General features: G+C 63.0%; 27 protein-coding genes and 2 pseudogenes. 19 read left to right on the top strand and 10 right to left on the bottom strand.

Annotation, left to right across the window (positions count from 1 at the left end; translation table 11 throughout):
• Nucleotides 1–346: hypothetical protein (locus tag AC1DUR_RS20710; protein WP_477722075.1), on the bottom strand; the 346-nt coding region annotated here is incomplete at its 3' end.
• A gap of 29 nt (nucleotides 347–375) precedes the next feature.
• Entirely contained in the window at nucleotides 376–840 is a 465-nt protein-coding gene (locus AC1DUR_RS20705) for an Lrp/AsnC family transcriptional regulator (protein ID WP_011484717.1), read from the bottom strand.
• A gap of 228 nt (nucleotides 841–1,068) precedes the next feature.
• Here AC1DUR_RS20705 and AC1DUR_RS20700 point away from each other — a divergent pair, with 228 nt between their 5' ends.
• The 4 genes and pseudogenes from AC1DUR_RS20700 to AC1DUR_RS20685 form a co-directional block, all read left to right on the top strand.
• Nucleotides 1,069–2,097 carry a 1-aminocyclopropane-1-carboxylate deaminase gene (locus AC1DUR_RS20700; protein ID WP_477720519.1) on the top strand — a complete coding sequence of 343 codons (1,029 nt, stop codon included), beginning with the start codon at nucleotides 1,069–1,071 and terminating at the stop codon, nucleotides 2,095–2,097.
• A 247-nt stretch (nucleotides 2,098–2,344) separates the two neighbouring features.
• Nucleotides 2,345–3,337: a Bug family tripartite tricarboxylate transporter substrate binding protein gene (locus AC1DUR_RS20695; protein WP_477720518.1), complete on the top strand. Its 993-nt coding sequence runs from the start codon at nucleotides 2,345–2,347 to the stop codon at nucleotides 3,335–3,337.
• Between the two features lie 3 nt (nucleotides 3,338–3,340).
• Nucleotides 3,341–4,876 (top strand): amidase, encoded by a 1,536-nt coding sequence (locus tag AC1DUR_RS20690; RefSeq protein ID WP_477720517.1) that lies wholly within the window; start codon nucleotides 3,341–3,343, stop codon nucleotides 4,874–4,876.
• A 561-nt stretch (nucleotides 4,877–5,437) separates the two neighbouring features.
• A pseudogene (locus AC1DUR_RS20685) lies at nucleotides 5,438–5,540 on the top strand (magnesium chelatase domain-containing protein); the annotation flags it as partial.
• A gap of 166 nt (nucleotides 5,541–5,706) precedes the next feature.
• Here AC1DUR_RS20685 and AC1DUR_RS20680 read toward each other — a convergent pair.
• The 3 genes from AC1DUR_RS20680 to AC1DUR_RS20670 are packed head-to-tail and all read right to left on the bottom strand — an operon-like array spanning nucleotide 5,707 to nucleotide 8,277.
• Nucleotides 5,707–6,270, bottom strand: coding sequence for a thiamine pyrophosphate-dependent enzyme (locus AC1DUR_RS20680; RefSeq protein WP_477720516.1), 564 nt, complete (start codon nucleotides 6,268–6,270; stop codon nucleotides 5,707–5,709).
• Between the two features lies 1 nt (nucleotide 6,271).
• On the bottom strand, nucleotides 6,272–6,805 hold the full coding sequence (locus AC1DUR_RS20675) for a hypothetical protein (protein ID WP_477720515.1): 534 nt from the start codon (nucleotides 6,803–6,805) through the stop codon (nucleotides 6,272–6,274).
• A complete protein-coding gene (locus AC1DUR_RS20670; protein WP_477720514.1) occupies nucleotides 6,802–8,277 on the bottom strand; it encodes an aldehyde dehydrogenase in 1,476 nt (491 codons plus the stop codon). The genes AC1DUR_RS20675 and AC1DUR_RS20670 overlap by 4 nt, the downstream gene beginning before the upstream one ends.
• 79 nt (nucleotides 8,278–8,356) lie before the next feature.
• On the opposite strand from AC1DUR_RS20670, the gene AC1DUR_RS20665 reads away from it, so the two are divergent.
• The 8 genes from AC1DUR_RS20665 to AC1DUR_RS20630 all read left to right on the top strand — a co-directional run bounded on the left by AC1DUR_RS20665 (nucleotide 8,357) and on the right by AC1DUR_RS20630 (nucleotide 15,297).
• Nucleotides 8,357–9,163: an IclR family transcriptional regulator gene (locus tag AC1DUR_RS20665; protein WP_477720513.1), complete on the top strand. Its 807-nt coding sequence runs from the start codon at nucleotides 8,357–8,359 to the stop codon at nucleotides 9,161–9,163.
• Nucleotides 9,164–9,301: 138 nt separating this feature from the next.
• Nucleotides 9,302–10,261, top strand: a complete 960-nt coding sequence (locus tag AC1DUR_RS20660) for a dipeptidase (protein ID WP_477720512.1) — start codon at nucleotides 9,302–9,304, stop codon at nucleotides 10,259–10,261.
• Nucleotides 10,258–11,220: a Bug family tripartite tricarboxylate transporter substrate binding protein gene (locus AC1DUR_RS20655; protein ID WP_477720511.1), complete on the top strand. Its 963-nt coding sequence runs from the start codon at nucleotides 10,258–10,260 to the stop codon at nucleotides 11,218–11,220. The genes AC1DUR_RS20660 and AC1DUR_RS20655 overlap by 4 nt, the downstream gene beginning before the upstream one ends.
• 2 nt (nucleotides 11,221–11,222) lie before the next feature.
• Nucleotides 11,223–12,053 carry an amidohydrolase family protein gene (locus tag AC1DUR_RS20650; protein WP_477720510.1) on the top strand — a complete coding sequence of 277 codons (831 nt, stop codon included), beginning with the start codon at nucleotides 11,223–11,225 and terminating at the stop codon, nucleotides 12,051–12,053.
• On the top strand, nucleotides 12,050–12,709 hold the full coding sequence (locus tag AC1DUR_RS20645) for a glutathione S-transferase family protein (protein WP_477720509.1): 660 nt from the start codon (nucleotides 12,050–12,052) through the stop codon (nucleotides 12,707–12,709). The genes AC1DUR_RS20650 and AC1DUR_RS20645 overlap by 4 nt, the downstream gene beginning before the upstream one ends.
• Nucleotides 12,710–12,729: 20 nt before the next feature.
• Nucleotides 12,730–12,924, top strand: coding sequence for a DUF1508 domain-containing protein (locus AC1DUR_RS20640; RefSeq protein WP_477720508.1), 195 nt, complete (start codon nucleotides 12,730–12,732; stop codon nucleotides 12,922–12,924).
• Nucleotides 12,921–14,462, top strand: coding sequence for a CoA-acylating methylmalonate-semialdehyde dehydrogenase (locus AC1DUR_RS20635; protein WP_477720507.1), 1,542 nt, complete (start codon nucleotides 12,921–12,923; stop codon nucleotides 14,460–14,462). The genes AC1DUR_RS20640 and AC1DUR_RS20635 overlap by 4 nt, the downstream gene beginning before the upstream one ends.
• Before the next feature lie 109 nt (nucleotides 14,463–14,571).
• On the top strand, nucleotides 14,572–15,297 hold the full coding sequence (locus AC1DUR_RS20630) for an RraA family protein (RefSeq protein ID WP_477722074.1): 726 nt from the start codon (nucleotides 14,572–14,574) through the stop codon (nucleotides 15,295–15,297).
• A gap of 99 nt (nucleotides 15,298–15,396) precedes the next feature.
• Here AC1DUR_RS20630 and AC1DUR_RS20625 read toward each other — a convergent pair whose 3' ends face one another.
• From AC1DUR_RS20625 to AC1DUR_RS20610, 4 genes and pseudogenes are all read right to left on the bottom strand, one after another.
• Nucleotides 15,397–16,197: a substrate-binding domain-containing protein gene (locus AC1DUR_RS20625; RefSeq protein WP_477720505.1), complete on the bottom strand. Its 801-nt coding sequence runs from the start codon at nucleotides 16,195–16,197 to the stop codon at nucleotides 15,397–15,399.
• Between the two features lie 156 nt (nucleotides 16,198–16,353).
• Nucleotides 16,354–17,364: a tripartite tricarboxylate transporter substrate binding protein gene (locus AC1DUR_RS20620; RefSeq protein ID WP_477720504.1), complete on the bottom strand. Its 1,011-nt coding sequence runs from the start codon at nucleotides 17,362–17,364 to the stop codon at nucleotides 16,354–16,356.
• Nucleotides 17,365–17,407: 43 nt separating this feature from the next.
• Nucleotides 17,408–17,638, bottom strand: a pseudogene (locus tag AC1DUR_RS20615) (aldehyde dehydrogenase family protein); the annotation flags it as partial.
• A gap of 13 nt (nucleotides 17,639–17,651) precedes the next feature.
• Complete coding sequence (locus tag AC1DUR_RS20610; protein WP_477720503.1) at nucleotides 17,652–18,122, bottom strand: cupin domain-containing protein; 471 nt, start codon at nucleotides 18,120–18,122, stop codon at nucleotides 17,652–17,654.
• Nucleotides 18,123–18,706: 584 nt separating this feature from the next.
• Between AC1DUR_RS20610 and AC1DUR_RS20605 the strand changes: the two genes are divergently transcribed.
• The 6 genes from AC1DUR_RS20605 (at nucleotide 18,707) to AC1DUR_RS20580 (ending at nucleotide 23,817) form a co-directional block, all read left to right on the top strand.
• The gene (locus tag AC1DUR_RS20605) at nucleotides 18,707–19,507 is read left to right on the top strand and encodes an ABC transporter ATP-binding protein (protein ID WP_477720502.1); all 801 of its coding nucleotides are present in this window, start codon (nucleotides 18,707–18,709) and stop codon (nucleotides 19,505–19,507) included.
• Nucleotides 19,504–20,214: an ABC transporter ATP-binding protein gene (locus tag AC1DUR_RS20600; protein ID WP_477720501.1), complete on the top strand. Its 711-nt coding sequence runs from the start codon at nucleotides 19,504–19,506 to the stop codon at nucleotides 20,212–20,214. The genes AC1DUR_RS20605 and AC1DUR_RS20600 overlap by 4 nt, the downstream gene beginning before the upstream one ends.
• 1 nt (nucleotide 20,215) lies before the next feature.
• Nucleotides 20,216–21,097 (top strand): branched-chain amino acid ABC transporter permease, encoded by an 882-nt coding sequence (locus AC1DUR_RS20595; RefSeq protein WP_477720500.1) that lies wholly within the window; start codon nucleotides 20,216–20,218, stop codon nucleotides 21,095–21,097.
• Nucleotides 21,094–22,107, top strand: coding sequence for a branched-chain amino acid ABC transporter permease (locus AC1DUR_RS20590; protein ID WP_477720499.1), 1,014 nt, complete (start codon nucleotides 21,094–21,096; stop codon nucleotides 22,105–22,107). Before AC1DUR_RS20595 ends, AC1DUR_RS20590 begins: the two co-directional genes overlap by 4 nt.
• A gap of 11 nt (nucleotides 22,108–22,118) precedes the next feature.
• Nucleotides 22,119–23,354: an ABC transporter substrate-binding protein gene (locus tag AC1DUR_RS20585; RefSeq protein ID WP_477720498.1), complete on the top strand. Its 1,236-nt coding sequence runs from the start codon at nucleotides 22,119–22,121 to the stop codon at nucleotides 23,352–23,354.
• 73 nt (nucleotides 23,355–23,427) lie between these two features.
• Nucleotides 23,428–23,817, top strand: coding sequence for a DUF3861 domain-containing protein (locus AC1DUR_RS20580; protein ID WP_477720497.1), 390 nt, complete (start codon nucleotides 23,428–23,430; stop codon nucleotides 23,815–23,817).
• 352 nt (nucleotides 23,818–24,169) lie between these two features.
• Here the strand turns inward: AC1DUR_RS20580 and AC1DUR_RS20575 are convergent, their stop codons facing one another.
• A complete protein-coding gene (locus tag AC1DUR_RS20575) occupies nucleotides 24,170–24,295 on the bottom strand; it encodes a hypothetical protein (protein WP_477720496.1) in 126 nt (41 codons plus the stop codon).
• 313 nt (nucleotides 24,296–24,608) lie between these two features.
• On the opposite strand from AC1DUR_RS20575, the gene AC1DUR_RS20570 reads away from it, so the two are divergent.
• A complete protein-coding gene (locus tag AC1DUR_RS20570; protein ID WP_477720495.1) occupies nucleotides 24,609–25,433 on the top strand; it encodes a hypothetical protein in 825 nt (274 codons plus the stop codon).
• The last annotated feature ends 19 nt before the right edge of the window (nucleotides 25,434–25,452 follow it).

The raw sequence follows: 25,452 nt of genomic DNA, 5'->3' as shown, positions 1-25,452 counted from the left end.
GGTCGTGGGCTGGAATGGTGCTGTCGCGTTTCAGGGTGTCAAGCTCAGGGTCTCCACTGCGCTGCACCGACTGCCCATCGCGTTCAGGGCAGATCCCCGGGCCGATGGTTGCTTCGATGCTTTCTTCTGCCATCATCACTTCATGCGCATCAACATGAACACCATCCTCGATTCCAACTAACCGGGCAAAGTGTTTCCTATGTCTCCGAACACCTGTTTCCCATGTCTCCTGTCCATACAGCGAAGCAAAGAAAAGTAAGTCGCCCGCCGGGGCGAGTCCCGGCCTGATCGTGAAGGCCCACAGCATCAACACAGCACCAGTAGTCGCTATCAGTTCAATAGCCATTCAATAGCCATCAACACCCAATTTCGAAACTAAACAGGAATCGCCGTAGTCTCGAACACTTCTTTCAAACACACAAACGTGCGAATCTGCCTCACGCCCGGCAGACCTATCAGCTGCGCCGCATGCAGTTCGTTGAAAGAGTCGATGCTCTGGATGCGCAGCTTGACGAAGTAATCAAATTCGCCGGTCACCAGTTGCACTTCCAGGCAGCCCGTCAGGCCGGCAACGGCTTTCTCAAAGGCGGCAAAGGAGTCGGTGGTCGAGCGGTCCAGCACCACGCCGATGATGACCAGGCCGTTGTAGCCCAGCGCACGCGGGTTCACCAGCGCCACGGTTTTTCGGATCAACCCCAGCTCCTTGAGCTTGGCAATGCGGCGCGAGCACGCGGGTGGGCTGAGGTTGGTTTTTTCGGCCAGGTCTATGTTGGGCAGGGACGCGTCCTGCTGCAACAGCTTCAGCAATTTGCGGTCAATCCGGTCGAGGGTGATTTCCATAGGTGTATTGGTTAAATATTGCGTTAATTTTATAAAAATCGAAATGAATTTCCTAGTGAATGGAAAAATAGATTTTAAAAGAATGTTTAATTTTGAAAGTTTGCAATTAATTTCTGGTGCTCTTGGCTACGATTTATTCACGACTGCGCAAGACATTTCAGCCAACCATGCCCTCCATTTGCGGCCATCACAGTCCACGCAATGGGGGCTTTCACCGGAGCCACGACCATGGAACTCACGCTCAACCTCAAAAAGTTTCCCAGACATTCGCTAACCTTCGGCCCCACGCCCATCCAGCCGCTCAAGCGCCTGAGCGCCCACCTGGGCGGCAAGGTCGAGCTGTACGCCAAGCGCGAGGACTGCAACAGCGGCCTGGCCTTTGGCGGCAACAAAACCCGCAAGCTGGAGTACCTGATTCCCGAGGCGCTGGCGCAAGGCTGCGACACGCTGGTCTCCATCGGCGGCATCCAGTCCAACCAGACGCGCCAGGTCGCAGCCGTGGCCGCGCACCTGGGCATGAAGTGCGTGTTGGTGCAGGAGAACTGGGTGAACTATTCCGACGCCGTGTACGACCGCGTCGGCAACATCGAGATGTCACGCATCCTGGGCGCCGACGTGCGACTGGATGCGGCCGGTTTTGACATCGGCATCCGTCCGAGCTGGGAGCAGGCCATGGACGACGTGCGCAAAGCCGGCGGCAAGCCCTTCCCCATTCCGGCCGGCTGCTCCGAACATCCTTATGGCGGCCTGGGCTTTGTCGGCTTTGCCGAAGAAGTGCGGGCGCAGGAAGCTGAACTCGGCTTCAGGTTCGACTACATCGTGGTCTGCTCGGTCACCGGCAGCACGCAGGCCGGCATGGTGGTGGGTTTTGCCGCCGACGGCCGTGCCGACCGCGTGATCGGCATAGACGCCTCCGCCAAGCCCGCGCAGACCAAGGCGCAAATCCTGCGCATCGCGCAGAACACCGCCAGGCTGGTCGAACTCGATCGCGACATCACCGCGAAAGACGTGGTGCTCGACACCCGCTACGGCGGGCCCGAGTATGGCCTGCCGAACGAAGGCACGCTGGAAGCCATCCGCCTGTGTGCCCGGCAGGAGGGCATGCTGACCGACCCGGTCTACGAGGGCAAGTCCATGCACGGCATGATCGACATGGTGCGCCGTGGCGAGTTCCCCGAGGGTTCGCGGGTGCTGTATGCCCACCTGGGCGGCGTGCCCGCGCTCAATGCCTACAGCTTCCTGTTCCGCAACGGCTGACCGCTGCCCAGGTGCGAGGAAGTGACTCAGCAGGGGAATCACACCGATCTGCGATCTGATTATCGAGAGAGCCTCGGAGAGCCGTGCGCCCGCATGGTTTCCGGGCAGCGGGTGTTGAGCCCACATCGCTGCTGACAAGCCGTTGAGGAGACGTGCTCATCCTGGAGCGAGGATTCGCTGTTGCAGCGAGGCCTTCGCGCATGCCAACCGCGGCCCTCGGGCTGCCATTGAAACGGTGGACAACATGATGAAACTGAAACTCGCAAACCTGGCTACAAGCCTCGCCATCTTCGCGGCAGTCCTGGCCGGGCTGGTGCCATGGAGTGGCGCCCGCGCACAAAGCTATCCGTCGAAGCCGATCCAGCTGGTCATTCCCTTTCCACCGGGTGGGGCGACCGACATCGTCGGCCGGCTTGTCGGCAAAAAGCTGGGCGAGCACCTCGGCCAGCCTGTGGTGATCGAGAACAAGGCCGGTGCCGGCACCGTCATCGGCGCCGCCTTTGTCGCTAAGGCACCCGCCGATGGCTACACGCTGCTGATCAGCTCGGGTTCCACCTTCACCGTGAACCCTGCGCTCAACCCCAGGCTGCCCTATGACCCGGTCAGGAGCTTCGAGCCCATCGGCCTTGCCGCGCGCGTCCCTCTGATCCTGATTGCCAACCGCGACGTGCCGGTCAGCAACCTCAAGCAGCTGATAGCCGCCGTGCGCGGCACGCCGGACAAGTACGTCTATGGCTCGTTTGGCAGCGGCACGACGGGCCATTTCGCGGGTGAGCTGATGTGGAGCGCCATCGGCATCAAGCTGCTGCACGTCCCCTACAAGGGCAGCGCGCCGGCCATGAGCGACCTGATCGGCGGCCAGATCCCTTTCACGGTTGACACCGTGGCCGCGTCGCTGCCTCATCTGAAGGCGGGCAACGTCAAGGCCATCGCCGTCACGGGCGCCACGCGCGCCACGCAGCTGCCCGACGTGCCGACGGTGGCGGAAAGCGGCTTCCCGGGTTTTTCCGCCGACTCCTGGCTGGCGGTCGTCGCGCCGCGCGGCCTGCCAGCCGATGCGAAGGCCAAGCTGCAAAAGGCACTGGCCGAAACCATGGCGGATGCGGAGATCCGCGACAAACTCATTGCCAACGGGCTGCAGCCCGCGTACGAGCCCGCTGCCGCGGTGGCGGCGCGGATCGAAGACGAGCTGCCGCGCATGCGCGCCGTGGCGCAGCGCGCGAACATCCGGGCGGAATGAGGAATGAATAGGGCAACCGATGACAGCCTGGTCGTCCTGTCCGCCGTCGAATTGAGGCGGCTGATCGAGGCCAGGCAGATTTCGCCGGTCGAGCTGCTCGAAGCCTGCATCGCGCGCATCGAGGCGGTGAACCCCTTCGTCAACGCCGTCACGGCCACCTGCTTCGAGCGCGCACGCAGCGAAGCCAGGGCCGCCGAACGCACCGTGCTCGAGGGCCGCCCGCTGGGCCTGCTGCACGGCCTGCCGATGGGCGTGAAAGACCTGGAGGCGACGGAGGGCCTGCTCACCACCCTTGGCTCGCCGCTGTACCGCGACCACCTGCCCGTGGCCGACAACGTGCTCGTGGCGCGGTTGCGCGCAGCCGGTGCAATCGTGGTCGGAAAGACCAACGTGCCCGAGCTGGGCGCCGGCGCGAACACACGTAACGCGGTCTGGGGCGCCACCGGCAACCCCTTCGACCCGAGACTCAACGCAGGTGGCTCATCGGGTGGTTCGGCCGCGGCGCTGGCCTGCGACATGCTTCCGGTGTGCACGGGCTCCGATACCGGTGGTTCGCTGCGCATTCCGGCGGCCTTGTGCGGTGTGGTGGGTTTTCGGCCCTCGCCAGGCCTGGTGCCGAGCTCGCGCAAGCTGCTCGGCTGGACGCCGATCTCGGTGGTCGGGCCGATGGGGCGCAGCGTCGCCGACGCCTGCCTGCAACTGGCGGCATCGGCCGGCCCATCAGTGGGCGACCCGCTCAGCTACCCGGTGGATCCGGCCGGTTTCCTGGATCCGCCGGCGGTGGACCTCGGGGCCCTGCGTGTGGGCTGGACCGAGGACTTCGGTGCCTGCGACGTCGATGCCTCGATCCGCGGGACCTTTCGCCGCAAGATCGCTTCGATGAAACACCTGTTCCGCAGTTGCGACGAGGTGAAGTTCGAGCTGGGCGATGTGCACCGCTGTTTCGACGTGCTGCGCGCCGAGGCTTTTGTCGCTGGCACGCGAGACGCCTATGAACGCGACCCCGCGAGTCTCGGCCCCAACACGCGGGCCAATTTCGAGATCGGTGCCGCGATGAGTCTGCTTGACAGTGCCTGGGCGCAGGCAGAACAAACGCGCATCCTCGCGCGCTTCCATGCTGCAATGGCCGGCTGCGACCTGATCCTCGCGCCGACCACGCCGGTGTCGCCTTTCCCCTGGACCACGCTGTATGCCGACACGGTCGATGGCCAGGCACAAAGCAATTACTACCGCTGGCTGGCGCTGACCTATGTGGTCACGCTGACCACCTTGCCGGCCCTCAGCCTGCCTTGCGGACTCGATCACGCCGGCATGCCGTTCGGGCTGCAGCTGATCGGCCGCTTCCGCGCGGACCACCAGGTGCTTGGCGTCGCCGCGGCCCTGGAGCAGGCCTTTGCCAAGTCCGATGAGCTGCGGCGGCCGCGTCCCGCGCTCGACCGCCTGCGCCCCGTCGAGCCCGCCCTGACCTCGATCGTGACGGCGCCTCCCGTTTTCGGCGGTGGCGCTTGCGGCGCAGCGGCCCCGACGTCGGCCGCCTGAACGGGAGACAAGGAATGGACCTGCTTGACCGCTTGGCCCCCAAGAGCCCATGCCTTGGGCTATGGCGCAACGGCTGACCATGGGCTGCCTGTCCCCTGGACCCGGTGTTCAGCGCCCGCTCGCACGAGGTGCCGTTTGCTCCATGATTTTGCTATTAAAACAATAGCTAATAGTTCCCGTCTTTATTGGGATATAGACCTAAATAATCTTTAAAAGTCTTTTTTGGCGTGAACCCCTCAACGCCGCCGGTTCGGACGCCGCGAGTTCGCGTAAAACGCTGGCGGTTTGCTGGCAACCCAACGCAGAAATGTCGCCATTTCGGGATGCATTTTCAACGCATCCCAGGTGCTATAGCTGTGCGCCATTTGACTTCCGAGACGCCGGTCGTCGGGATGGGTCAATGGCCGCTTCTGGCGAACTGTATATGGGCAAGTGTCTCGCTCGATGTCAGGATCAGACTGAAGGCGGAAGTAGAGCAATCCAAACTGCTTGCTCCAGACCGGTCACTCAGAACTGCGGGCTGTTTGTCGGCTAACTGGCACCTATTTCATTGACGGGAGCAGCCGCCATCGGGTGCGTTCAGCCATACAGAACACCGGACTCGAGTTTCCTGCGAATAAAAGAATTACGGTGAATCTGGCCCCGGCGGATCTGCCCATCCGCGCCAGCAGGTCGATTCCGCCGCCGACAGCGAACGGGACGATCAGGCGGATTGGCTTGGTGGGAAACGAGGCCTGTGCGTAGGCCAGCTGGCCGGCGGCCGCAGCGGCCAGCATCAGAGAAAAAGCCGCGTCTTTTCATGGTGGTCGAACACAGGTTGGAATGGGGACTCAGCGCCGAAGGGCGGCGGCAAAGCCCGCGCGCGCTTCCTCGCCATGGATGTAACCGTAGTCCGCGACCGGCGCGGTGTCGCCGGGCTCTAGGTGGAGCTCGACGAAAACCGGACCCTGCGCGTCCAGCAGCGCCGGCGCCGACTGGCGGAACGTCTCGATGTCGGAAAAGGAGTGTGCTTGCGCATAGCCTGCCGAACGCGCAAAGCCCGCGAAGTCGATCGTGGCCCGTCCCGGGAGGGGGTGCCCCCCGTTCGCCTCGTAGCTTCCATTGCGGCAGACGAAGTGGACAAACCGCCGCGGCGCCGCGGAGGCGACCGTGACGAGGGTGCCCAGGTTCATGAGCAGGCTGCCGTCGCCGTCAAGCACCACGATGCGGCGCTCGGGCATCGCGAGGGCGAGACCTAGTCCATGCGACGAGGCCAGCCCCATCGCCCCGATGCTGACGTAGTTGAGAGGGTGCGGCCGGATGGCCGTGAACTCGAAGGCGGAGGTGTACGTCGACACAACGATGTCGTCGGGCAGCAGATCGGCCAAGATGCGGAAGCAGGCGTCGCGTTTCATGTCAGGCACTCGGATAGCGGGAAATGAGGATGCACAGGGGCGTGCTCTCGCGGAAGGCGGTCTCGAGCGCCGGCGCGATTTGCGCCACGTCGGCATCGCTGGACACCACGAGGTGCTGCATTCCCAGGGTCCGCAGCAGCGGCAGCATGCGGTTCACGCCGTAGTTGGCGGATTGCTCGGGATCCTCGGGGGAATCGGCGAACAGCAGCCCCACCAGCATGCAGATAGGCTGCCGGTACTCCATCGCGATCGCGCGGATCGCGTTCATGGACGCGAGGAAGCCCGTGTACTGGATCAGCATGACGCCTCGCACACCGGCTGCCGCCAGTCCGGCGCAGATGCCGACACCCTCCTCCTCACGCGAGACCCGCACGAGACGCAGGTCGCGGTCACGCGAGAGCGGCCACAGCACGCCTTCGGATGTGGTCAGGTCCGGCACCGACACCACGTGCGTGATGGCCGCTGCCTTGATCGCAGCGATGATTCCCGCCCCCTGTAGTTGCATGTCGGGTGCCCCCATCGTGAGGCTGTTCATTGGAACTCCACCCAGACACTCTTGACTTGAAGGTACTCGCGCATCGCCTCGCTCCCGTTCTCTCGGCCGAAGCCGGATTTCTTGTAGCCGCCCAGCGGCGTCATGCTGCTCACGCCGCGGTACGCGTTGATCCAGACCGTCCCGGCCTGGATGGCTTCTGACATGCGCAGGCCGCGCGAGATGTCCTGCGTCCAGACGCCGGCGGCGAGGCCATATTCACTATCGTTCGCCAGCCGAACCGCCTCCTCCTCGGAATCGAAAGCGGTGACCGCCAGGACCGGGCCAAACACCTCTTCCTTCCAGAGCCGCATGTCGGGTTCAACATCCGCGAAAACGGTGGGCGGGACGTACCATCCCTTCTCGTAGCCGCGCGGCAGCGCTTCGGTGCCCAGGAGTTGCTTCGCACCGTCCGCGCGAGCCTCCTCAATGCGCCTGCGCACGGCGTCGTACTGCGCCCGTGTGCTGATCGGGCCCATTGTCGTTCCATCGAGTTGCGGGGCGCCGACTTCGATGCGCTGCGCCGCTTCGAGCAGGCGCCGCATGAATTCGTCGTGGATGCCTCGCTGCAGCAGCAGCCGCGATCCCGCAACGCACGATTGTCCTGACGAAGAATAGATACCAGCGAGCGTGGCGGGTACCGCCTTCGCCAGGTCGGCATCATCGAACACGACCACTGGCGATTTGCCACCCAACTCCAGTAATACGGGCTTGAGGTGCTTCGCCGCGAGTTCATAAACCGCGCGCCCTCCCGCTTCACCACCCGTGAAGGTGATCTTGGCGACACGCGGGTCCTCGACCAGCGGAGCCGCGACTTCAGCGCCGTAGCCTGTCACGACGTTCAGCACACCGGGGGGGAAACCAGCCTCCTCCACCAAGGAGCAGAAATGCAGCGTCGAAGCCGATGCATGCTCCGAGGGCTTCAGAATCACCGTGCATCCGGCGGCCAGCGCGGGAGCGATCTTCCATGAGGCGATGGGCAGCGGGGAGTTCCATGGCGTGATCGCCAGCACCACCCCCACGGGTTCGAATCGCGTGAAATTGAGAACACCGGGGCGGTCGACCGGAATCACGTGCGACTCCACCTTGTCCGCGAGGCCTGCGTAGTAATGCCAATGCTCCGGCAGGTAGCCGAACTGTTTGCGCAGCTCGGCGATGGGCTTGCCGTTGTCGCGGACGTCGAGTTCGGCCAGCACGTGTGCATCGCGCGCGAGCAGGTCCGCGAGCTTGCGCAGAAGCGCACCGCGCGCCGTCGGGCGCATCCGCGACCACGGGCCTTGCGTGAACGCGAGATGCGCTGCCTCCGCTGCGCGCATGGCATCCGCCGCGCGCCCGCGCGGAATCCGCGCCCAGGCCTCGCCCGTCGAGGGGTCCAGCGAGTCCAGCCACTCGCCGCCCTCCGGCTCGCGCCAGGCGCCGTCAATGTACATGGAGAAAAACTTCATTTCTTGCGCACCTTCCAGAATACGGAACATCGTTAGACGTGAACTCTAGACGAGATGCCTGTCCTCTGGCAAACTGGCGATCCAATGTTCCGAATAATGGACCTTTACCATGACCACCCAAACCCTCGAACGCGCCATCAACCTCATGCGGCTGCTGGCCTCGGCCGGCCATGACGGCAGCCGACTGGCGGACCTGCAGCGTGACACCGGCCTCACCAAACCCACCGTGCACCGGATCCTGGACACGCTGAAGGGGGAGGGCTTTGTCGAACAGGTGGAAGACACCCGCCGCTACCGGCTCGGCAACGAACTGGCGGTGCTCGGCTGGTCCGCCGGACGCACCGTGTACGACCTCAAGGACCTGACCACAGAAGACGTGACCTCAGTGGCCACCAAGACCGGAGATACGAGCTACCTTGCGATCCGCAGCGGCAACGAAGCGGTGGTCATCGACCGCCAGACGGGTTCATACCCGGTCAAGGCATTCACAGTGGAAGTGGGAGCCCGTCGTCCTCTCGGCGTCGGCGCCACGGGGATTGCGCTGTTGGCCGCCTTGCAGCCGGATGCCGCGGAGGTGGTGCTCGATGCAATAGCGAGTCAGCTGGCGAATTACCCGAACACCGGCGTGAAGCAGGTGCGCGAAGCCGTCGCGGCGGCCCGCAAGGCAGGTTATGCGTTGAGCGACGGCTTCATGGTGAAGGGCGTGCGAGGACTCGCCATCACGATCGGCGACGGCGAAGGCCGCACCATTGCCGCCATTGGTACGGCGGCCATCAGTGACCGCATGACCGCCCGGCGCATTCCCGAAATCCTGAAGATCCTGAAGATGCACGCCAACAGCATCGAGCAGCGCGTGGTGGCGGCGAGCAGCAGGGCGCGTCACGGCAGCACACGCACTGTGGTGTCCCGCCGCTGAGCGTTGCTCACGGGCGAATGGTCCAATATCCGGAACATTTAAGAACGTTGTTGCCAATGACTGACACAACGCCGAAGATCACCTTCTCCCAAACGAGGTCCACTAAGTGGATCTTTCATGTCAAAGGAAAGAGGTTTCATGTTCAAGATCTTCGACCTGCTCAACGGCTCGCGGCTCACCCGCGAGTACGCGGAGCAGTGCCTTACCCACGGGGTGGAGGCCATCCTCATCACGATCAACAATTACCGCGGCATAAACCCCTTGCCCGACCTGCGGCAGTCGCTGCGCGAGCTGGCGGCGTATCGCAAACACCTCGCGACATTGCACGATGTCGTGCATGTGATCGAGCGCTTCGACGACTTCCAGCGGGCGCGCGAGCAACGCAAGGTCGGGGTCCTGATCGGATACCAGAACGTGCCTGGCGTGGAGCATGACCTGGGCATCCTGGAAATTTTCCACTGCGCGGGCGTGCGCTGCATCCAGATCGCGCACAACATCCGGAACCTGTATGCCGATGGCTGCGGAGAACCGCAGGACGGCGGGCTCTCCTCGCTCGGCCGCGAACTGGTGGCGACGCTCAACGATCTGGGCATCATCATGGACCTCTCACACACCGGAGATCGCAGCGGCATCGAAGTCATGGACGCGTCGCGCCATCCGGTCGCGGTGACCCACGCGAATTCGTACACCGTGTGCCCCAACTCCCGCAACCGGTCGGACGCACTGCTCGACCGGCTGAAAACAAATGGCGGCGTCATCGGCGTCTGCTACCTGCCGCCCATTGTCACCCTGCCCGGCAGCGCGAGGCCGACGCCGGCCGATGTCGCGAAGCATGTCGTGCACATCGCCCAGCGAATTGGCGTGGAGCACGTGGCCATCGGGACGGACTTCATCACGGACCAGCCGCCGGAGCGCTACCAGGAATTCATGCGCCGGCCCGACATCTACGGCACTTGGCCGTGGCGCTTCCCGGTGGAATCGCTCGCGCAGCAGCAGGAGTTCCTTGAGTCTCTGCAACCGGCAGGCTTCTCTGCCGCACAGGTGCAGGAGATCGCACGCGACAACGCGCTGCGCGTTTTCAAGGCGGTACTGTCATGAAGCGTCGCCACTTTTCCATCGCGCTCGCCTCCGCGGCCCTGCCCGCGCTGGCGCAGGACAACTTCCCCACCAAGCCCATCCGGATGCTGGTCCCATCCGCCGCGGGCGGCGGCATTGACCTGCTCGCGCGCATGTTCGCGCAAGCCATGTCCGAGCAGTTGGGCCAGCAGGTCGTCGTCGAGAACATGGGCGGCGGCGGCGGCACGATCGCATCGGCGACGGTTGCCCGCGCTGCTGCTGACGGGTACACGCTGATCTTTCAGGCGACGACAGCCGCGGTGAACGCTGCATCGCTGAGCAATCTGCAGTTCGATCCGGTAAAGAGCTTCCAGGCGGTGAGCTATGCGGCCCGCTTTCCCCTGGTGATGGTGGTGAATCCGGAAGTCCCCGCGAAGAACATCCGCGAGTTCATCGAGCTCGCCAAGAAGAACCCCGGCAAGTACAGCTTCGGCTCCGCCGGGACCGGCACCGGCACCCACCTTGCCGCCGAATGGCTCAAGAAGCGCGCAGGCATCGATCTGCTGCACGTGCCCTACAAAGGCACCGGCGCCGTGATGCCCGACCTGCTGGCCGGCCGCGTGCACGTGCTCTTCGACGGGCTTCCGCCACAGTCGGGAAATATCAAGACCGGCCGCGTGCGTCCTCTCGCCGTCACCACCCTGAAGCGCGCGCCGCAACTGCCGGACGTGCCGGCGCTCGCCGAGCTGTACCCGGGCTTCGACATGCCGTTCTGGACCGGCGTCTTCGCACCCGCGAACACCCCCAGACCGGTCGTCGACCGGATTCACGCCGCCATGCACAAGGCCATCGCGACTCCGCAGCTCTCGCAGAAGCTGCGCGAGTTCGGCGCCGAGGGCGTTGGCGCCAGCATCCGCGACTTCGACGAGTTCTGGAACAACCAGATCGCGCTGTACCGCGGCGTGCTGAGGGAAACCAACATCAAACTCGAGGGCAACTGACCATGGCTGCCGCAGCACAGTTGGGCGAATTGCCCATCGTCGATACCCACGCGCACATCTTCACGCAGCGCATGCCGCTGGCGGCGGACGCGTGGCGAACGCCCGTCCGGGAGGCGCGCGTCGAGGACTACCTCGCCACGCTCGACGCGCACCACATCCCGTTCGGTGTCATTGCCGCCGCCAGCATGTACGGCGACTACAACACCTACACGCTCGACGCGCTGCGCGACCACCCGCGACTGCGCGGAACCGTGATCGCCTCTCCCGACACGGAGCCCTACATCCTGCGGGAAATGGCGGACAACGGCGTCGTGGGCGTGCGCTGGGTATGGTTCCAGCGCGAACAACTGCCGGACGTCACCTCCCCGGAGTACCGCAAGTTCCTCGTGCGGCTCGCGGACCTTGACATGCACGTGCAGCTGCTGCTGGGCGGCGAGCGGCTCGGCCCGCTGGTCGAAGCGATCCAGAAGAGCGGGGTGAAGCTCGTCATCGACCACTTCGGCTTCCCCGACCCCGCGTTGGGCACGAAATGTCCCGGGTTCCAGGCTGCCTTGCGCGCCATTGACAACCAGCGCACCTGGGTGAAGCTCGCTGCCTGGCACCGGCTCGGCGCGAGCGGCACCGCGCTCACGCAGACACTCCTCTCCGCGGCCGGGCCCGAGCGCCTCATGTGGGGCACCGATTGGCCCTTCGTCGCGGCTCACGAAGGCTACACCTACCAGGACGCGATCGACGCCTTCATGACGGCTGTGCCCGACGCGGGCACCCGACGCGCGCTTTCCGAAACCGCATTGCGCTTCTACTTCTGGGGCCGCGAGTCCCGCACACCATGATCAAACTATTCATCACTCCCGCATCCCACTTCGTCCGCAAATGCAAGGTCACCATCAAGGAACTCGGCCTCGAGGATCGCTTCGAGTACATCCCAACCACGTGGCCGCACAACTGGGGCACCGACACCACGCCCTACGCGCCCGAATTCCTTGACGCCTCGCCGATCGCGCGCATCCCCGCTTTGGTCACCGAGGATGGGCTGAGGCTGTCCGACTCGTCGACGATCTGCGAGTACCTGAATGACGACTTGGGCGACTTCCGCCTTTGTCCCCGCTCCGGCCGAGAGCGCTGGGAAATCCTGTCGCTCGTCTCCATCGCGAGTAACGGCCTCATGGAGCCGCAGGTGTTCCGCCGGGCCGAAATGCTGCGCAAGCGCGAGGGCTCGCCAAACCCGCAGGAGTTCTCCCTGAACTACGTGCGCAAGATGATGGACCGACAGGACCGCAGCTACGCGTACCTGGAGAACATCGTCCACACCTTCCGCTCGGAGCCCGATCTCGGCCAGATCGCCGTGGCGTGCGCCTGCGCAACTTCCGATTTCCGTTTCCCCGAGGACGACTGGCGCAACCTGGCGCCCAAGTTGGCCAAGTGGTTCGACAAATTTAACCAGCGGCCTTCCATGCGCGAAACCGCCCAAGCCGAAACGCCGCGCTGAAAACCTTTAGGACAAACACCATGCAATACATGTATTACCGCGAAGAAAGCTCCAATCTCTGGTGCTGGACCCTTTATGGCGAAGACCGACGCAAGATGGCCGTCAGCGTCGAGAAGTACTACAACAAGGGAGACTGCCTTGCCGCCATCGAAAAGATCCGGGGCTCGGCGGATGCGACCGTAGTCGAGCGCACCACCTCGGGAGGAGCGGCATGAACACGGGCACGCTTTCGAAGGCAACCGGACAACTTGCCCGCATCGGCCACTGGATCGGCGGTGAAGCGTACTTTCCCGAGGGAAGCGCCGCCTCCAGCGTCTTCAACCCCGCCACCGGCGCGGTCCTGGCCGAAGCGGCGATGGCGACGCCTCAAGTCGTGGATGAGGCCGTGCGCAATGCGGCAGCGGCTTTTCCGAAATGGGCAGAGACGCCGCCGATCCGCCGGGCGCGGGTTCTCTTCCGTTTTCTCGAACTGCTCAATCGCGAGCGCGACGAACTGGCGCGTGCGATCACCCGCGAGCACGGCAAGGTGTTCTCGGATGCACAGGGAGAAGTGACGCGGGGCATCGAGGTCGTCGAGTTCGCCTGCGGCATCCCGAATCTGCTCAAGGGCGATCACACCGAGCAGGTCTCGACAGGTATCGACAACTGGACGGTGCGGCAGCCTCTCGGCGTCGTCGCCGGCATCACACCCTTCAACTTTCCGGTGATGGTCCCGATGTGGATGTTCCCTGTTGCAATCGCGGCGGGCAACACCTTTATCCTGAAGCCGAGTCCGCTCGATCCGACGCCTTCGCTGATCATCGCCCGTCTCCTGAAGGAAGCCGGCTTGCCGCCTGGCGTTTTCAACGTAGTCCAGGGTGACAAGGTCGCGGTCGATGCCCTGCTTGAGCATCCCGATGTGAAAGCGATCTCTTTTGTCGGTTCTACGACGATCGCGCAGAAGATTTACGAGACGGGGGCGCGGCACGGAAAGCGCGTGCAGGCGCTCGGCGGCGCCAAGAACCACATGGTTGTCCTGCCAGATGCGGATATGGAACAGGCCGCCGATGCACTCATTGGTGCCGCATATGGTTCCGCCGGCGAACGCTGCATGGCGGTGTCCGTTGGCGTCCTCGTCGGCGACGCCGCCGAGCGCATCATGCCGCTGCTCCAGGAAAAGACGCGCGCGCTGAAAGTGCGCGAGGGCACGGACCCCCACGCGGACATGGGTCCGATCGTGAGCAGCACGGCGCTCGAGCGGATCGTCGGCTACATCGACCGTGGCGAGCAGGAGGGTGCTCGCCTCCTCATCGACGGCCGCACGTTCAAGGGCAGTGCGGCGGGCGCCGGGTGCGAACACGGGTTCTGGATGGGCGGCACGTTGTTCGACCAAGTGAAGCCCGACATGAGCATCTACAAGGACGAAATCTTCGGACCGGTGCTGGGCTGCATGCGTGCTGCGGACCTCAGTGAAGCGATCCAGCTCGTCAACTCCCACGAATACGGCAACGGCGTGTGCCTCTTCACGCGAGACGGCAATTCGGCACGTGAGTTCTCGCGTCGGATCGAAGTCGGGATGGTCGGCATCAACGTGCCGCTCCCGGTGCCCATGGCATGGCATGGCTTCGGCGGCTGGAAGAAGAGCCTGTTCGGCGATTGCCACGTCTACGGCGAGGAGGGCGTGCGCTTCTACACCCGCCAGAAGTCGATCATGCAGCGCTGGCCCCAGGGACGCGCGGCCGGAGCCGATTTCGCTATGCCCACGTCCGCCTAGCGTTGTTCTCAACAGCGATCTTCAAATCTCCGGCCGCTGAAAACGCCCAATCCACATCGCACGACACCGTGCGGAACACACACTCTTCAACTTATCGAGACCAACCCAAATGACTGAACGCAAACTTACCGGCAAAATCGCGCGCGAGCGCATTCGTCTGATGGAAGTTCCCCGGCCGGATCCCGTCCTCATCGAGGGGTTTCGCTCGCTGGGCGACGCCAGTGGCATTCTGTCGGACATCATGGACGAACTCGGCATCACCGGAGCGCTTCCCGCGAGTCGCTTCGCCCCCACGATGCCGGGCGCACGAATGGTGGGCCCGGCATTGACCGTGCGGAACATCGCGCTGCGCCAGCACCCTTACGAGGCAGCGCGCGCCAAGGTCAATCGGATGGCCGAATTCGAAGCACACAACCTGGCCCTGCCTGGCGACGTGGTCGTGATCGACGGTGTCTCGGGCGTGTCGAATATGGGCGGGATCTCGGCGCAAACCGGCAAGCGTCAGGGCGAGGCGGGTGCCGTCGTCAGTGGCGGCATCCGCGATGTGGCGCACTCCCGCAGTGTCTCCTATCCTCTCTGGGCGACGGAAATCACGCCTGTCACCGGCAAATGTCGCATCGAGACGGTGGAGATCAACGGCGACGTGAACATCGGAGGCATCCGGGTCTCTCCAGGCGACATCGTGCTGGCTGACGACACCGGCATCTGCTTCGTTCCACGCGAGCGCGCTCGGGAAGTGCTGGAACTCGCGCTGAAGAAGCACGCCGCCGAAGAGCGCAAGTGCCGCCTGATCGACGAGGGGCTCGGCGTTGCGGACCTGCCCGCGAACGCCTGAGACAGCCGGGAAGGCACTAATCCTCGCCGACGGATGTTCTGGTGAACTTCCGTCGGCGAGGCAAGCGTGAGCGGGCCTCGGAAGTCCCTCGTATCGCCGTCACACCGCGCTGGACGGCTCCAGTCCGTTCTCGCGCCAGACCGGCGCATACTTTTCGGAGCGTAGATCCGCGACGAGCTCGGCCACTTGCGCAGGGTGTCTGGATTTGCAGAAAGCAGTCGCGAAATAGGGAATGCCTTGCTGCAGTTGCGCGGGCAAGGCAAGGATCTGGATCCCTGCGACCGGCAGAAGCTCGCTGATCTGCGAGACGCCAGCCTTCGCCGCTCCTCGCGCGATCACCTCGCCCACCGTCTCGCCGGGTTGCGGCATCACGGACTTGGCCGCGACCGCATCGGCGATGCCGAAGGACTCCAGCAGCCGCGTGAAGCTGGTGCCGCTCGGACCATGGCTCAAGGAGAAAGTGGCGACCTGCACCAGAAATGACCTGACCTGGTCCAACGTCCCCGTATCGGGCTTAGTCTCGCCGGCGGGAATGGCCAAGGCTGTCACGGAACGGGCGAGACTCTGCGTGCTGGTCCCATCCAGCACACCGCATTCCACAAGCTCGTTCGTCAGTGTCGCCGGGCCAATGAAAAGGTCTGCGGCGGTCTCCGTCGTCAGCTGCTTGCCCAGCACGGAGCCTGCCTCGTAGGAAATCCGCACCGCGCGCCCAGAGTCTCGTTCGTACGCAGGGATCAGGTGGCGCAGTGCTTCCCTGGGAGAAAGCGTGCTGAAAACGATCAACTCGGTTCCGTGATGGGTCGCCAGGCTCGGGGATTGCATGCTCCGTCCTTGAATGCTTGTCCGCATCGAGCCACTGTCTTCCTTCATCGCCGCCCCCGGGTTCTTGGTTCGTTGCATTCGCGCAGAACCTGCGCCTTCAGATCGTCGCCGTGCCGGCGGCGCATAACTGGCTTGGAATCCATGGTGTCCACCTATGTGCTTGGTGGACACCATTGTCGGCCACTGCTTCGCCTCTTTCAAGATGCCTTTGCCGGAAGCATACCGATGAACTACTCATTCAGCTTGAATGTCGGCTTGCTGCACGACGCGCTTCCAGCGCTCCGTCTCTGCTTTGAGGAATGCTCCGAACTCCTGTGGCGTCCCGCCGACTGATTCCGCCCCCTCAGCCATGAGCTTTTGCTGAACGTCTTTGTGGCTTAGCAGCGTGGCGATCTCGTGGTTCAACTTGCGAACCACTTCGGGAGGCGTCCCGGCGGGCGCAAGCACTCCGAACCAGGTACCTGTCTCCAGCGACACGCCTTGTTCGCGGAAGGTTGGAACGTTGGGCAACAAAGGGAGACGCTGCCTGGATGCGACGGCCAATGCCCTCAGCTTCCCGTCTTTCAGATTCGTAAGCACCGGCACAATGCTCGGAATAACCATGCTGGTCTCACCTGCCATGGTGGACAGCACGGCGGGTCCGCCTCCCTTGTACGGGACATGCAGAAACTTTGTGCCGCTGATGTCCTGGAATAGTTCCGTCACCAAGTGAGGCGATGACCCTTTGCCGAACGACGCGTAGCCTAGGGCACCCGGCTTGCTCTTGGCATACCGAATGAACTCAGTCAGAGACTTTGCAGGGACGGCAGGATTGACCACGAGAATCGCCGGAGAGTTCGCCACGAGGCTGACGGGTATCAGGTCCCGGTGAATATCGAATGGCAGCTTCTTGAAGAGACTGATGTTGGCCGTATGAGACGTACTTGCCATCAACAGCGTATAGCCGTCAGGTGCGGCTTTGGCGACAGCATCCGTACCGATGATCGTGCTTGCGCCTGCTCTGTTGTCGATAATGATCGATTGCCCCAAGCGTTCTCCCAACTTTTGACCAACCAGGCGGGCAATCAGGTCAACCCCTCCTCCAGGAGAGAACGGGACGATCAGCCGAATCGGCTTGCTTGGATAGGGCGTCTGCGCGAGTGCGCTTCCAGCGAAGCCGACTCCGAAGAGCGCGCAGCAAACGCTTGCAAGGACGTGCTTGAGAGTTCTGCCGCGACTCACTTGTACAGTTGCAAATGCATTCATGGTATGTCTCGTCGTTGTGTCGTGGATATCGGCGGGCGCATTCTTACTTGGCCGTAGGCATCACGAACTCGGCGCCCTTGCCAATGCTCTCGGGCCAGCGCTGCATGACCGACTTCTGCTTGGTGTAGAAGCGCACGCCTTCCTCGCCGTAGGCGTGCATGTCGCCGAACAGGCCCTTCTTCCAGCCGCCGAAGCCGTGCCAGGCCATGGGCACGGGGATCGGCACGTTGATGCCGACCATGCCGACCTGGATGTGGCGCGCGAACTCGCGTGCTCGAACATACGGCCTATTGACCCGGAACCAGGATCGTCGATTGATGCTCGGCCGAGACGGCCACTAGACGTTTGAGGTCAGGTGAGGCGGGCGAGATCTCTCGATCAATATGCTCGAACATCGACTCGAGTGCGTCGCGGCTACCCACATTGATCAACTGACCTCCGCCTTCGCCGAAACGGAACGAGTGAACAGTGCCCGCCGGCGTGTGCACGAGCGTCCCGGCTCGGGCGAGAACCCGCTGCTCCTGATCGCCGGTGCCGAACTTGAAAGCGATTTCGCCGCGCGTTACATAGAACGACTCGTCCCACGGGTGATGGTGCGGCGGCGGACCACTGCCTTCCACGCCGTCCTGCAGGAGGACTTCGTATGCGCCCGTCTTCTTGGCCGAGGCGAGGACCGTAATGCGCACACCGACGACCTCGAGTGGGCGCGGGTAGCCGGCGGGTTCGATGAAGAAGGCGGACCGTTTAATGGAATCCATGGGTGTCTCCTGAAAATTTTGAGATGGGCACCGCACTGAGCTAGGCGCTACGAGTAGGGTGATTCATAACTGGCCTGCGGCAAAAAAAGCGAACTTGCGTTTGTTGCCAAGCAACCGCCGAGACATGCGCATCGGTTTGCAGATACTATATGGTATCTGAAAATACTGCAAGCACCCGAAAGCGGATTTACTCAATCAGGAGACACCGCCCATGGCATCCACCTTGAAACCGGGGCGAGTCTGCTCATCCCGTATGGCGGTGGCGCGGTGCCCTACACCCTGGGACGCTACCGTGCCCTTGCTGAGATGCTGAAGAGCCAGGCCCGAAGGAGCTTTCCAGAACAGTGCGTATTTCGGCACCTGCGCTTACGCGTTAGGGCGTGGCTGGCCTGTGAAGTCCTGGGGTTTCAATGGATGAAAAACCTGGCTCCAAATAGGAGCCTGGCGGATCGGTGAAAACCCACTTGACATTCAAATTGGTTTTCAGATACCGTATGGTATCAACAGTTGTAGAACTGCTGTCAATACGCGGGGCTCCACTTTCTTTGTCGAGGCCGAACATTACAAATTTAAATGGAGACAAGATGGTGCATCTACAGGGCGGAGCAACTGCCAGCCCGCCACCATTGCTGGAAGTCGAGAACCTTAGCGTTCGCTTTGGGGGCGTGCAGGCCCTCACTAACGTCAATCTGGAGGTACGAGCCGGAGAGATCTGTGGCCTGATCGGTCCCAACGGTGCTGGCAAGACGACGCTGTTCAACTGCATCACCCGCATGTACGACGCGAGCGCGGGCAGCGTCAAGTTCGAGGGGCGGCGCATTGACATGCTGCCGACGCACCGGATCATCGCGGCAGGCGTCGCGCGCACCTTCCAAAACCTGGGTGTGTATGGCCGTATGACCGTGCTGGAAAACGTGATGTTGGGGGCGCACCATACATGCGGCCAGTCGGTGCTTCGCGCCTGGTTACGGCCGACCTACAGCGAACGGTCTGAGCGTGAGTTGTCCGATTGGTGTCGCTCCATTCTGGCCGACCTCGGCCTGGAGCGTGTCGCCGACGCCCCGGCGGCTTCCTTGCCTTATCCGGCGCTCAAGCGCGTGGAGATCGCGCGCGCACTCGCTGCACGCCCTCGCCTGCTGTTGCTCGACGAGCCGGCGGGCGGCCTGACCCATGGCGAAGTGACGGAGTTCGGGGAGTTGATCCAACGCATTCGTCAGACCCATAACCTGGCAGTGCTTCTGGTCGAGCACCACATGGGATTGGTCATGAATTTGTGCAGCCGCCTGGTCGTGCTGCATCTGGGAAAAAATTTGACTCAGGGCACGCCAGCCGAGGTGAGATCACATCCGGCGGTGGTGGCGGCCTATCTCGGGAGACCAGCATGAGTTTGCTCGCGGTTCAAGGACTCAATGCGGGCTACGGCCTGACCAAGGTCTTGCATCAGGTGTCCATCTCGGTGGAGCCCGGGGAAATCGTCGCGCTGCTGGGCGCCAACGGCGCGGGCAAGACAACCACTCTGCGCGCGCTGTCGGGTGTCATTCCGGCGCAGGGCCGCATCCTCTGCGATGGCGTCGATCTGATCGACCTGCACCCGGCCAAACGCGTGGAGATGGGACTGGCCCAAGTGCCGCAAGGACGGGGCACGTTCATCAACTTCAGCGTCGAGGAGAACCTCGAGCTGGGCGCCTACACGGTGAAATCCCGTCGCCAGATTGCCAGCGACATCGCGCGCTGGTTTGACGTTTTTCCGCGTCTGCGCGAACGTAGGCGGCAGCCCGCCGGCACACTCAGCGGCGGCGAACAACAGATGCTGGCAATCGCCCGCGCGCTCATGTCGCGCCCGCGGCTGCTCATGTGCGACGAGCCCTCGCTCGGCCTTGCGCCAGCCATCACGCAGGAGATGTTCAACATCTTTCGGCGCATCAACGAGGAGGAGCGAACCACCTTGCTCATCGTCGAGCAGAACGCAGACCTGACGCTGCGCATCGCGCACCGGGCCTATGTGATGGAAGTCGGCGCAATCACCACACAAGGGACGGCCGAGGAGCTGCTCGCCTCCCCGTCGATTCAGCGTTCTTACCTGGGAGCATGACATGCAGTTGCTTGTCCAACAAATCATCGACGGCCTGGCTGCAGGCGCCATCTACGGCGCATTGGCCCTGGCGCTTGTGCTTATTTACCGTGCCACTCACATTGTCAATTTCGGACAAGGAGAGATGGCCACGTTTTGCACCTATGTGGCCTGGCAGCTGCATGAGTGGGGCGCCCCCCTGTGGCTGGCCTTTTTGGGCGCCGCCATTATTGCCTTCGTGCTCGGGGTCGTCGTGTTCAGGACGATTGTACGGCCGGTATCCCGCGCACCGGTCGAAACCGTCGTTGTCGTGACGCTGGGCCTATTCCTGGTCTTCGATGCGCTTTGCTTATGGCTGTGGGGTTCCGATCAGCAAACCTTTCCCAGCATCTTTGCGGATGGCGGTTGGACGCTGGCCGGAGTGCGCCTGACCGCCAATGCGGTGGGCGTGGCCGGCGTGCTGTGCGTCATTGCCGTGCTGTTGGGTGCGCTATTCCGCTTCACGCGCTTGGGTCTTGCCATGCGTGCTTCCGCAGCGGATCGCGACAAGAGCGTGCTGGTGGGCATTCGCGTCGAAACCATGCTCATGTTCGGCTGGGGCCTGGCGGCGGTAGTGGGCTTCGTCGCGGCCGCACTGGTCGCGCCACGCCTGTTTCTCAGTCCGATCATGATGGCGCCAGTGCTCATCTACGCGCTGGCCTCGGCCACGCTCGGGGGGTGGGATAGCGCCGTCGGCGCGGTCGTCGGTGGCCTGCTGATCGGCGTGGTGGAGAGTGTCGGCGCTACTTTCCTGACATTCATCGGCGCGGAGCTGCGACTAGTGATCCCGATTGCCGTCACGCTCATTGTGCTCTTGTTTCGTCCGACCGGCCTGTTCGGTCAAAAAATGGTTGTCCGGGTATGAACTCCAAAAATCTTGATCTCAAGTCGGCGCTTGCGCTGATTGCATTGTTGGTGGTGGCGGCCGCGCTGCCGCTGCTGCTGCCCAAGTTCCTGCTGCTGCAGGTCAGCCTGGCCCTGGCTTATGCCATGGCTATCCTGGGCCTCAACCTGCTGCTGGGCTATGGCGGCCAGGTGTGCCTGGCCCAGGGCGCCTTCTTCGCCTGCGGGGCCTACACGACAGCCATCCTGGTGACCAAGGCAGGCTTTGATCCGATCATGACCCTGCCCATTGCTGCGGTCGTGACGGCGGCAATGGGCGTCGTCGTCGGACTGCCGGCGCTGCGACTGGGCGGGCTGCAACTGGCCATCGTGACCTTTGGCATTGCCGCCGTGGTGCCCCAGTTGATTCTCAAGTTCGACAAGCTGACCCATGGCGTCACCGGCATCAGCTTCGAGGCGCCTGCGCCGCCGTCATGGTTGCCGGTCGGCAGGGACGTGTGGCTGTACTGGCTGTCACTGCTGTGCGCGGCGGTCTGCGTGGCACTGATCCGGCGGATACTGCACGGCGACACCGGCCGTACGCTGCGCGCGATGCGGGATGATCCACTGATCGCTCAATCACTGGGCGTTCAGCTTACCAAGGCGAGGCTGTCGGCCTTCGCCGTCAGCGCCGGCTTCGCCGGACTCGGCGGCTCGATGTTCGCGATGCTCAACGCCTATGTCAGCCCTCAGTCATTCCTCGCCGCCAAGTCCATCGAAATCCTGATCGGCGCCATCGTCGGCGGCATCGCCAGTGTCAGCGGGGCTTTGCTGGGCGCATTGTTTGTCGTCTTTGTGCCAGAGTGGACTGCCGAATTCAGTCCAGCACTCGGCGGACTCGTCTATGGCGCCTGCCTGATCGTCATGATGCTGCTGGCCCGCGACGGCCTGGTCGGCCTCTTCACTACCTGGGGCTGCGCGCTGCGAAGCGCTGCTTCCCGTTATCGCTCACCCCACCCTGGGACATCGATTCCCACAACCATTGTCAAATAGGAGACAAACCCATGACAAATACCTCGATGATGCGCCACCTGACTTTTATGGCAGCGATTGCCGCAACCAGCCTGTCCTGCGTCAGCGCGTATGCCGCCAACGTCGGCATCACCGACACAACCATCAAGATCGGCGTCTCCGCACCCTTGACCGGTCCCGTGGCCGCGGTAGGCGCGATGTCCGAGGGCATCAAAGTACGCGTGGCCGCGGCCAACGCCGCCGGCGGCGTCAAGATGGGTGACGGCAAGACCCGCACCATCGAACTGGTAGTCCAGGATGACGCCATCGACCCACAGCGCACGCTGACCAACGTGCGCAAGATGGTCGAGCAAGGCGAAGTGTTCTCGCTGGTCGGCATTTCCGGCACACCCAACAACCAGGCCATCGGCCGCTACGTCGAGCAGAACAAGGTGCCCAACCTGTTCATGTACTCGGGCGTGCAGGAACTGCCGGAAAGCCTTACGTGGACGATCGGGCTGGTGCCCTCATTCACGACCGAGGCCGCCGCCTTCGCGGAGCACCTCAAGGCGAACAAGCCTGACGCCAAGGTAGCGATGCTGTTTCTCAACACCGAGACCGGGCTGACCTTCAAGGCCGGCTTCATGCAGGCGATCAAGGGCTCCCGCGTGCGCCTTGTCGCCGAGCAGCCCGTCACGCCAGTGGATCCGACGATCGACACGCAGATGAGCAACCTCAAGGCATCTGGAGCCGACACGCTGGTGATCATCGCACCGCCCCGGCAGGGTGCCCAGGCCGTGCGCGTGGCGGCCGAGAGCGGCTGGAACCCCACCACCATGCTGTCCTACATTGCCTCTTCGGTCGCTGCTCTCAAACCCGCGGGCCTGGCCAATGCCAAGGGGCTGATCACCAGCCAGTTCGTCAAGCCCGTCGACGCCCCCGCCTATGCCGCGGATGCCGGCGTGCGCCGCTACCTCGCCGATCATGCCAGTGCCAAGCCGCGCTTCGACAAGACCGACACCCAGGGCCAGATCGGCTACGTCACCGGGGAAGCGCTACTGCATGTACTGGAGACCATGAAGCAGCCCACGCGCCAGGCCATGCTCGATGCGGCTCGCAACATGAACAAGGCCCAACTCGGCATGCTGCTGCCGGGCATCACGCTTACCACCAAGGGTGATACCGACGTCTACCCAGTCGAAACTCTGCAACTGATGCGTTTCGATGGCGAGAACTACCAGCCGCTGGGCGGCCTCGTCTCGTTCGAAGGCCGGACGCCCAAGCACTGAGCATTCCTCTTCGCTGAACCTCCCAGCACATCCGAAAACGCGCGGGCGCCATGGCGTCCGCGCGGAGAGCTGCATGGAAGACCCAGAGGTCTTCCCTTCGCCCTCAAGACGCCAAAACTCCCCCACCCGCATGCAGGCAGTCCGCACCTTGCTGTCGATGCTTGAGATCATGAAGCAGCACACCTACCGAATCACCATCGAGCATCTCGCCGATCAAGACGGCAGTCCCGTCGCGACACCGGCCTTCACATTCCTGGCCAGGAACCACGACGACATTCCAGCCATCGTGCAGCGAGCAAGACCTTCGCTCCCATTCGATGCGGATGAGTCCTCCGCTCTTCTCGTGGGCCTGAAGCTCTTCGGCGAGGTGATGCTCGTCCACAGAAAGGACCCGCTGTTCGAGGAGTTCTATCCCCATGTCGGTAAGTTCATGCAGCGGCTCAAAGAGCTGTCCAACCGCTAGGACATGCCAATACTGCGCAGCATCCTTCCGTCAACCAGCTTGTCGGCCACACGGCCCATCCCCCAGATCTGACCAAGGGGGAACGGACCAGCCCTCCCGGTGCAGGCGGGAAACCCGCGTGTGGCCGTCCTTGAAACCATCTCGTTTGAGCATATGGTGCTCGCGCGGCTAACCACAGGGCACTCGGGCTGGAGTAGCGTCGCCCATGCGCATGACCAGTGCCGTGTCGTCACATGCGACCGACCGGTACTGGCACAGCACACGACTGAACTCAATGGCAGCGCAAGCCTTTCGCATCTTGCCCCATATCGCAACACCAGATCGACCGCCAGTTCGCGCTGCTGCCCTGGCTTCAAAACTCTTTTTCTGTGTCGCCCTTCAGCATGGCCTCGTCCAGACTCGTGTCGGCCACCAGGCGTTTGAGCTTGTTGTTCGCCTCCCCGAGCCATCGCAACCGGCACAGATTTCTTTGGCTCATGGTCACTTGCTCGCCCGCAATCGCCAATCGATGACGTACTGCCGAGTACGGGAAAACACGCATTTAACATACCAATAGGTTTATAGATACTTACTGGTATTCAAACTCTAAACGGTATGTTTTTTGGTTTCAATGACGCTTTCTGCTCGGGCCTCGAATGAATGGGCTCGTCAAGACGCATCCCGGGACTGAACAAAGCTGATCTTCCTCCGGCACCTGGATGCTCCCGCCTATCAGTAGGTGGGCAAGGAGATTTTTGGGGCATGCCAGTGGTGCCTATAAGCAACAACTTCCACATATGGAGGAGACAAAAATGAAATCTGGACTACCTATAAAGGCGTTAGCTGCAGCGGCTCTGATTGCGCATTCCGTGACGGGCCATGCCTTCGAATGGAGCGACAACCAGGTCAGTGTCCAGAGGGGGCTGCGGTTCGCAGAGCCGGGAACTGCGCAACCGATCCGCAAGAACGTCTACGAATTCGTCCACAACAGCGGCGACAAGCTCGGCACGAACCTCGTGCTCGGGCAGATCCTGGAATCCGACATGAACTACCCCGCCGCCGGCGGAGGGACTGGATCGCAGGAGTTCTATGGATTGCTGCGCCGTACCTTCTCGCTTTCGAAGCTTTCGGGTCGCGAATTCAAGTTCGGGCCCGTCCAGGATACGTCCCTGGCCTTCGTCTTCGAGCGGGATACGCTGAACACCCAGTTCGCGCCCGGGAAGCGAGCCTTCGCGGCCGGTCTGGCGTTCGATCTGCCCGTCACCCACGGATTCGGCGTTCTGAACGTCTATGCGTACAAGGAGCGGAACTACAACGGCATCACGGCGACGGAGGTGAACTTCGACACCGCGCTGATGCTGCACTCCGCCTGGTCCGTCCCATTCACCCTTGGGATCCCACTGACCTTCGCGGGCGATGCCAAGTACATCACCAGCAAGGGCAAGGACGGTTTCGGCAACGGCACGAAGCCCGAGTTCCGCCTGCACGCCGAATTGCTGACGCCCGTAGGGAAGGACACCGGGCTGCTCGTCGGCGTGGGCTACGAGCTGTGGAGGAACAAATACGGGGCAAACCAGAACGTGGTTCCCGGTGCGAAGCAGAACACGGCGCTCCTGATCGCCAGATACCACTTCTGATCGATACGTCTCAACCACG

The organism is Polaromonas sp. P4_F4, assembly GCF_056401355.1.
Note: the sequence above shows the minus strand (reverse complement) of the source record. Positions and strands in the feature narration are given on the sequence as shown.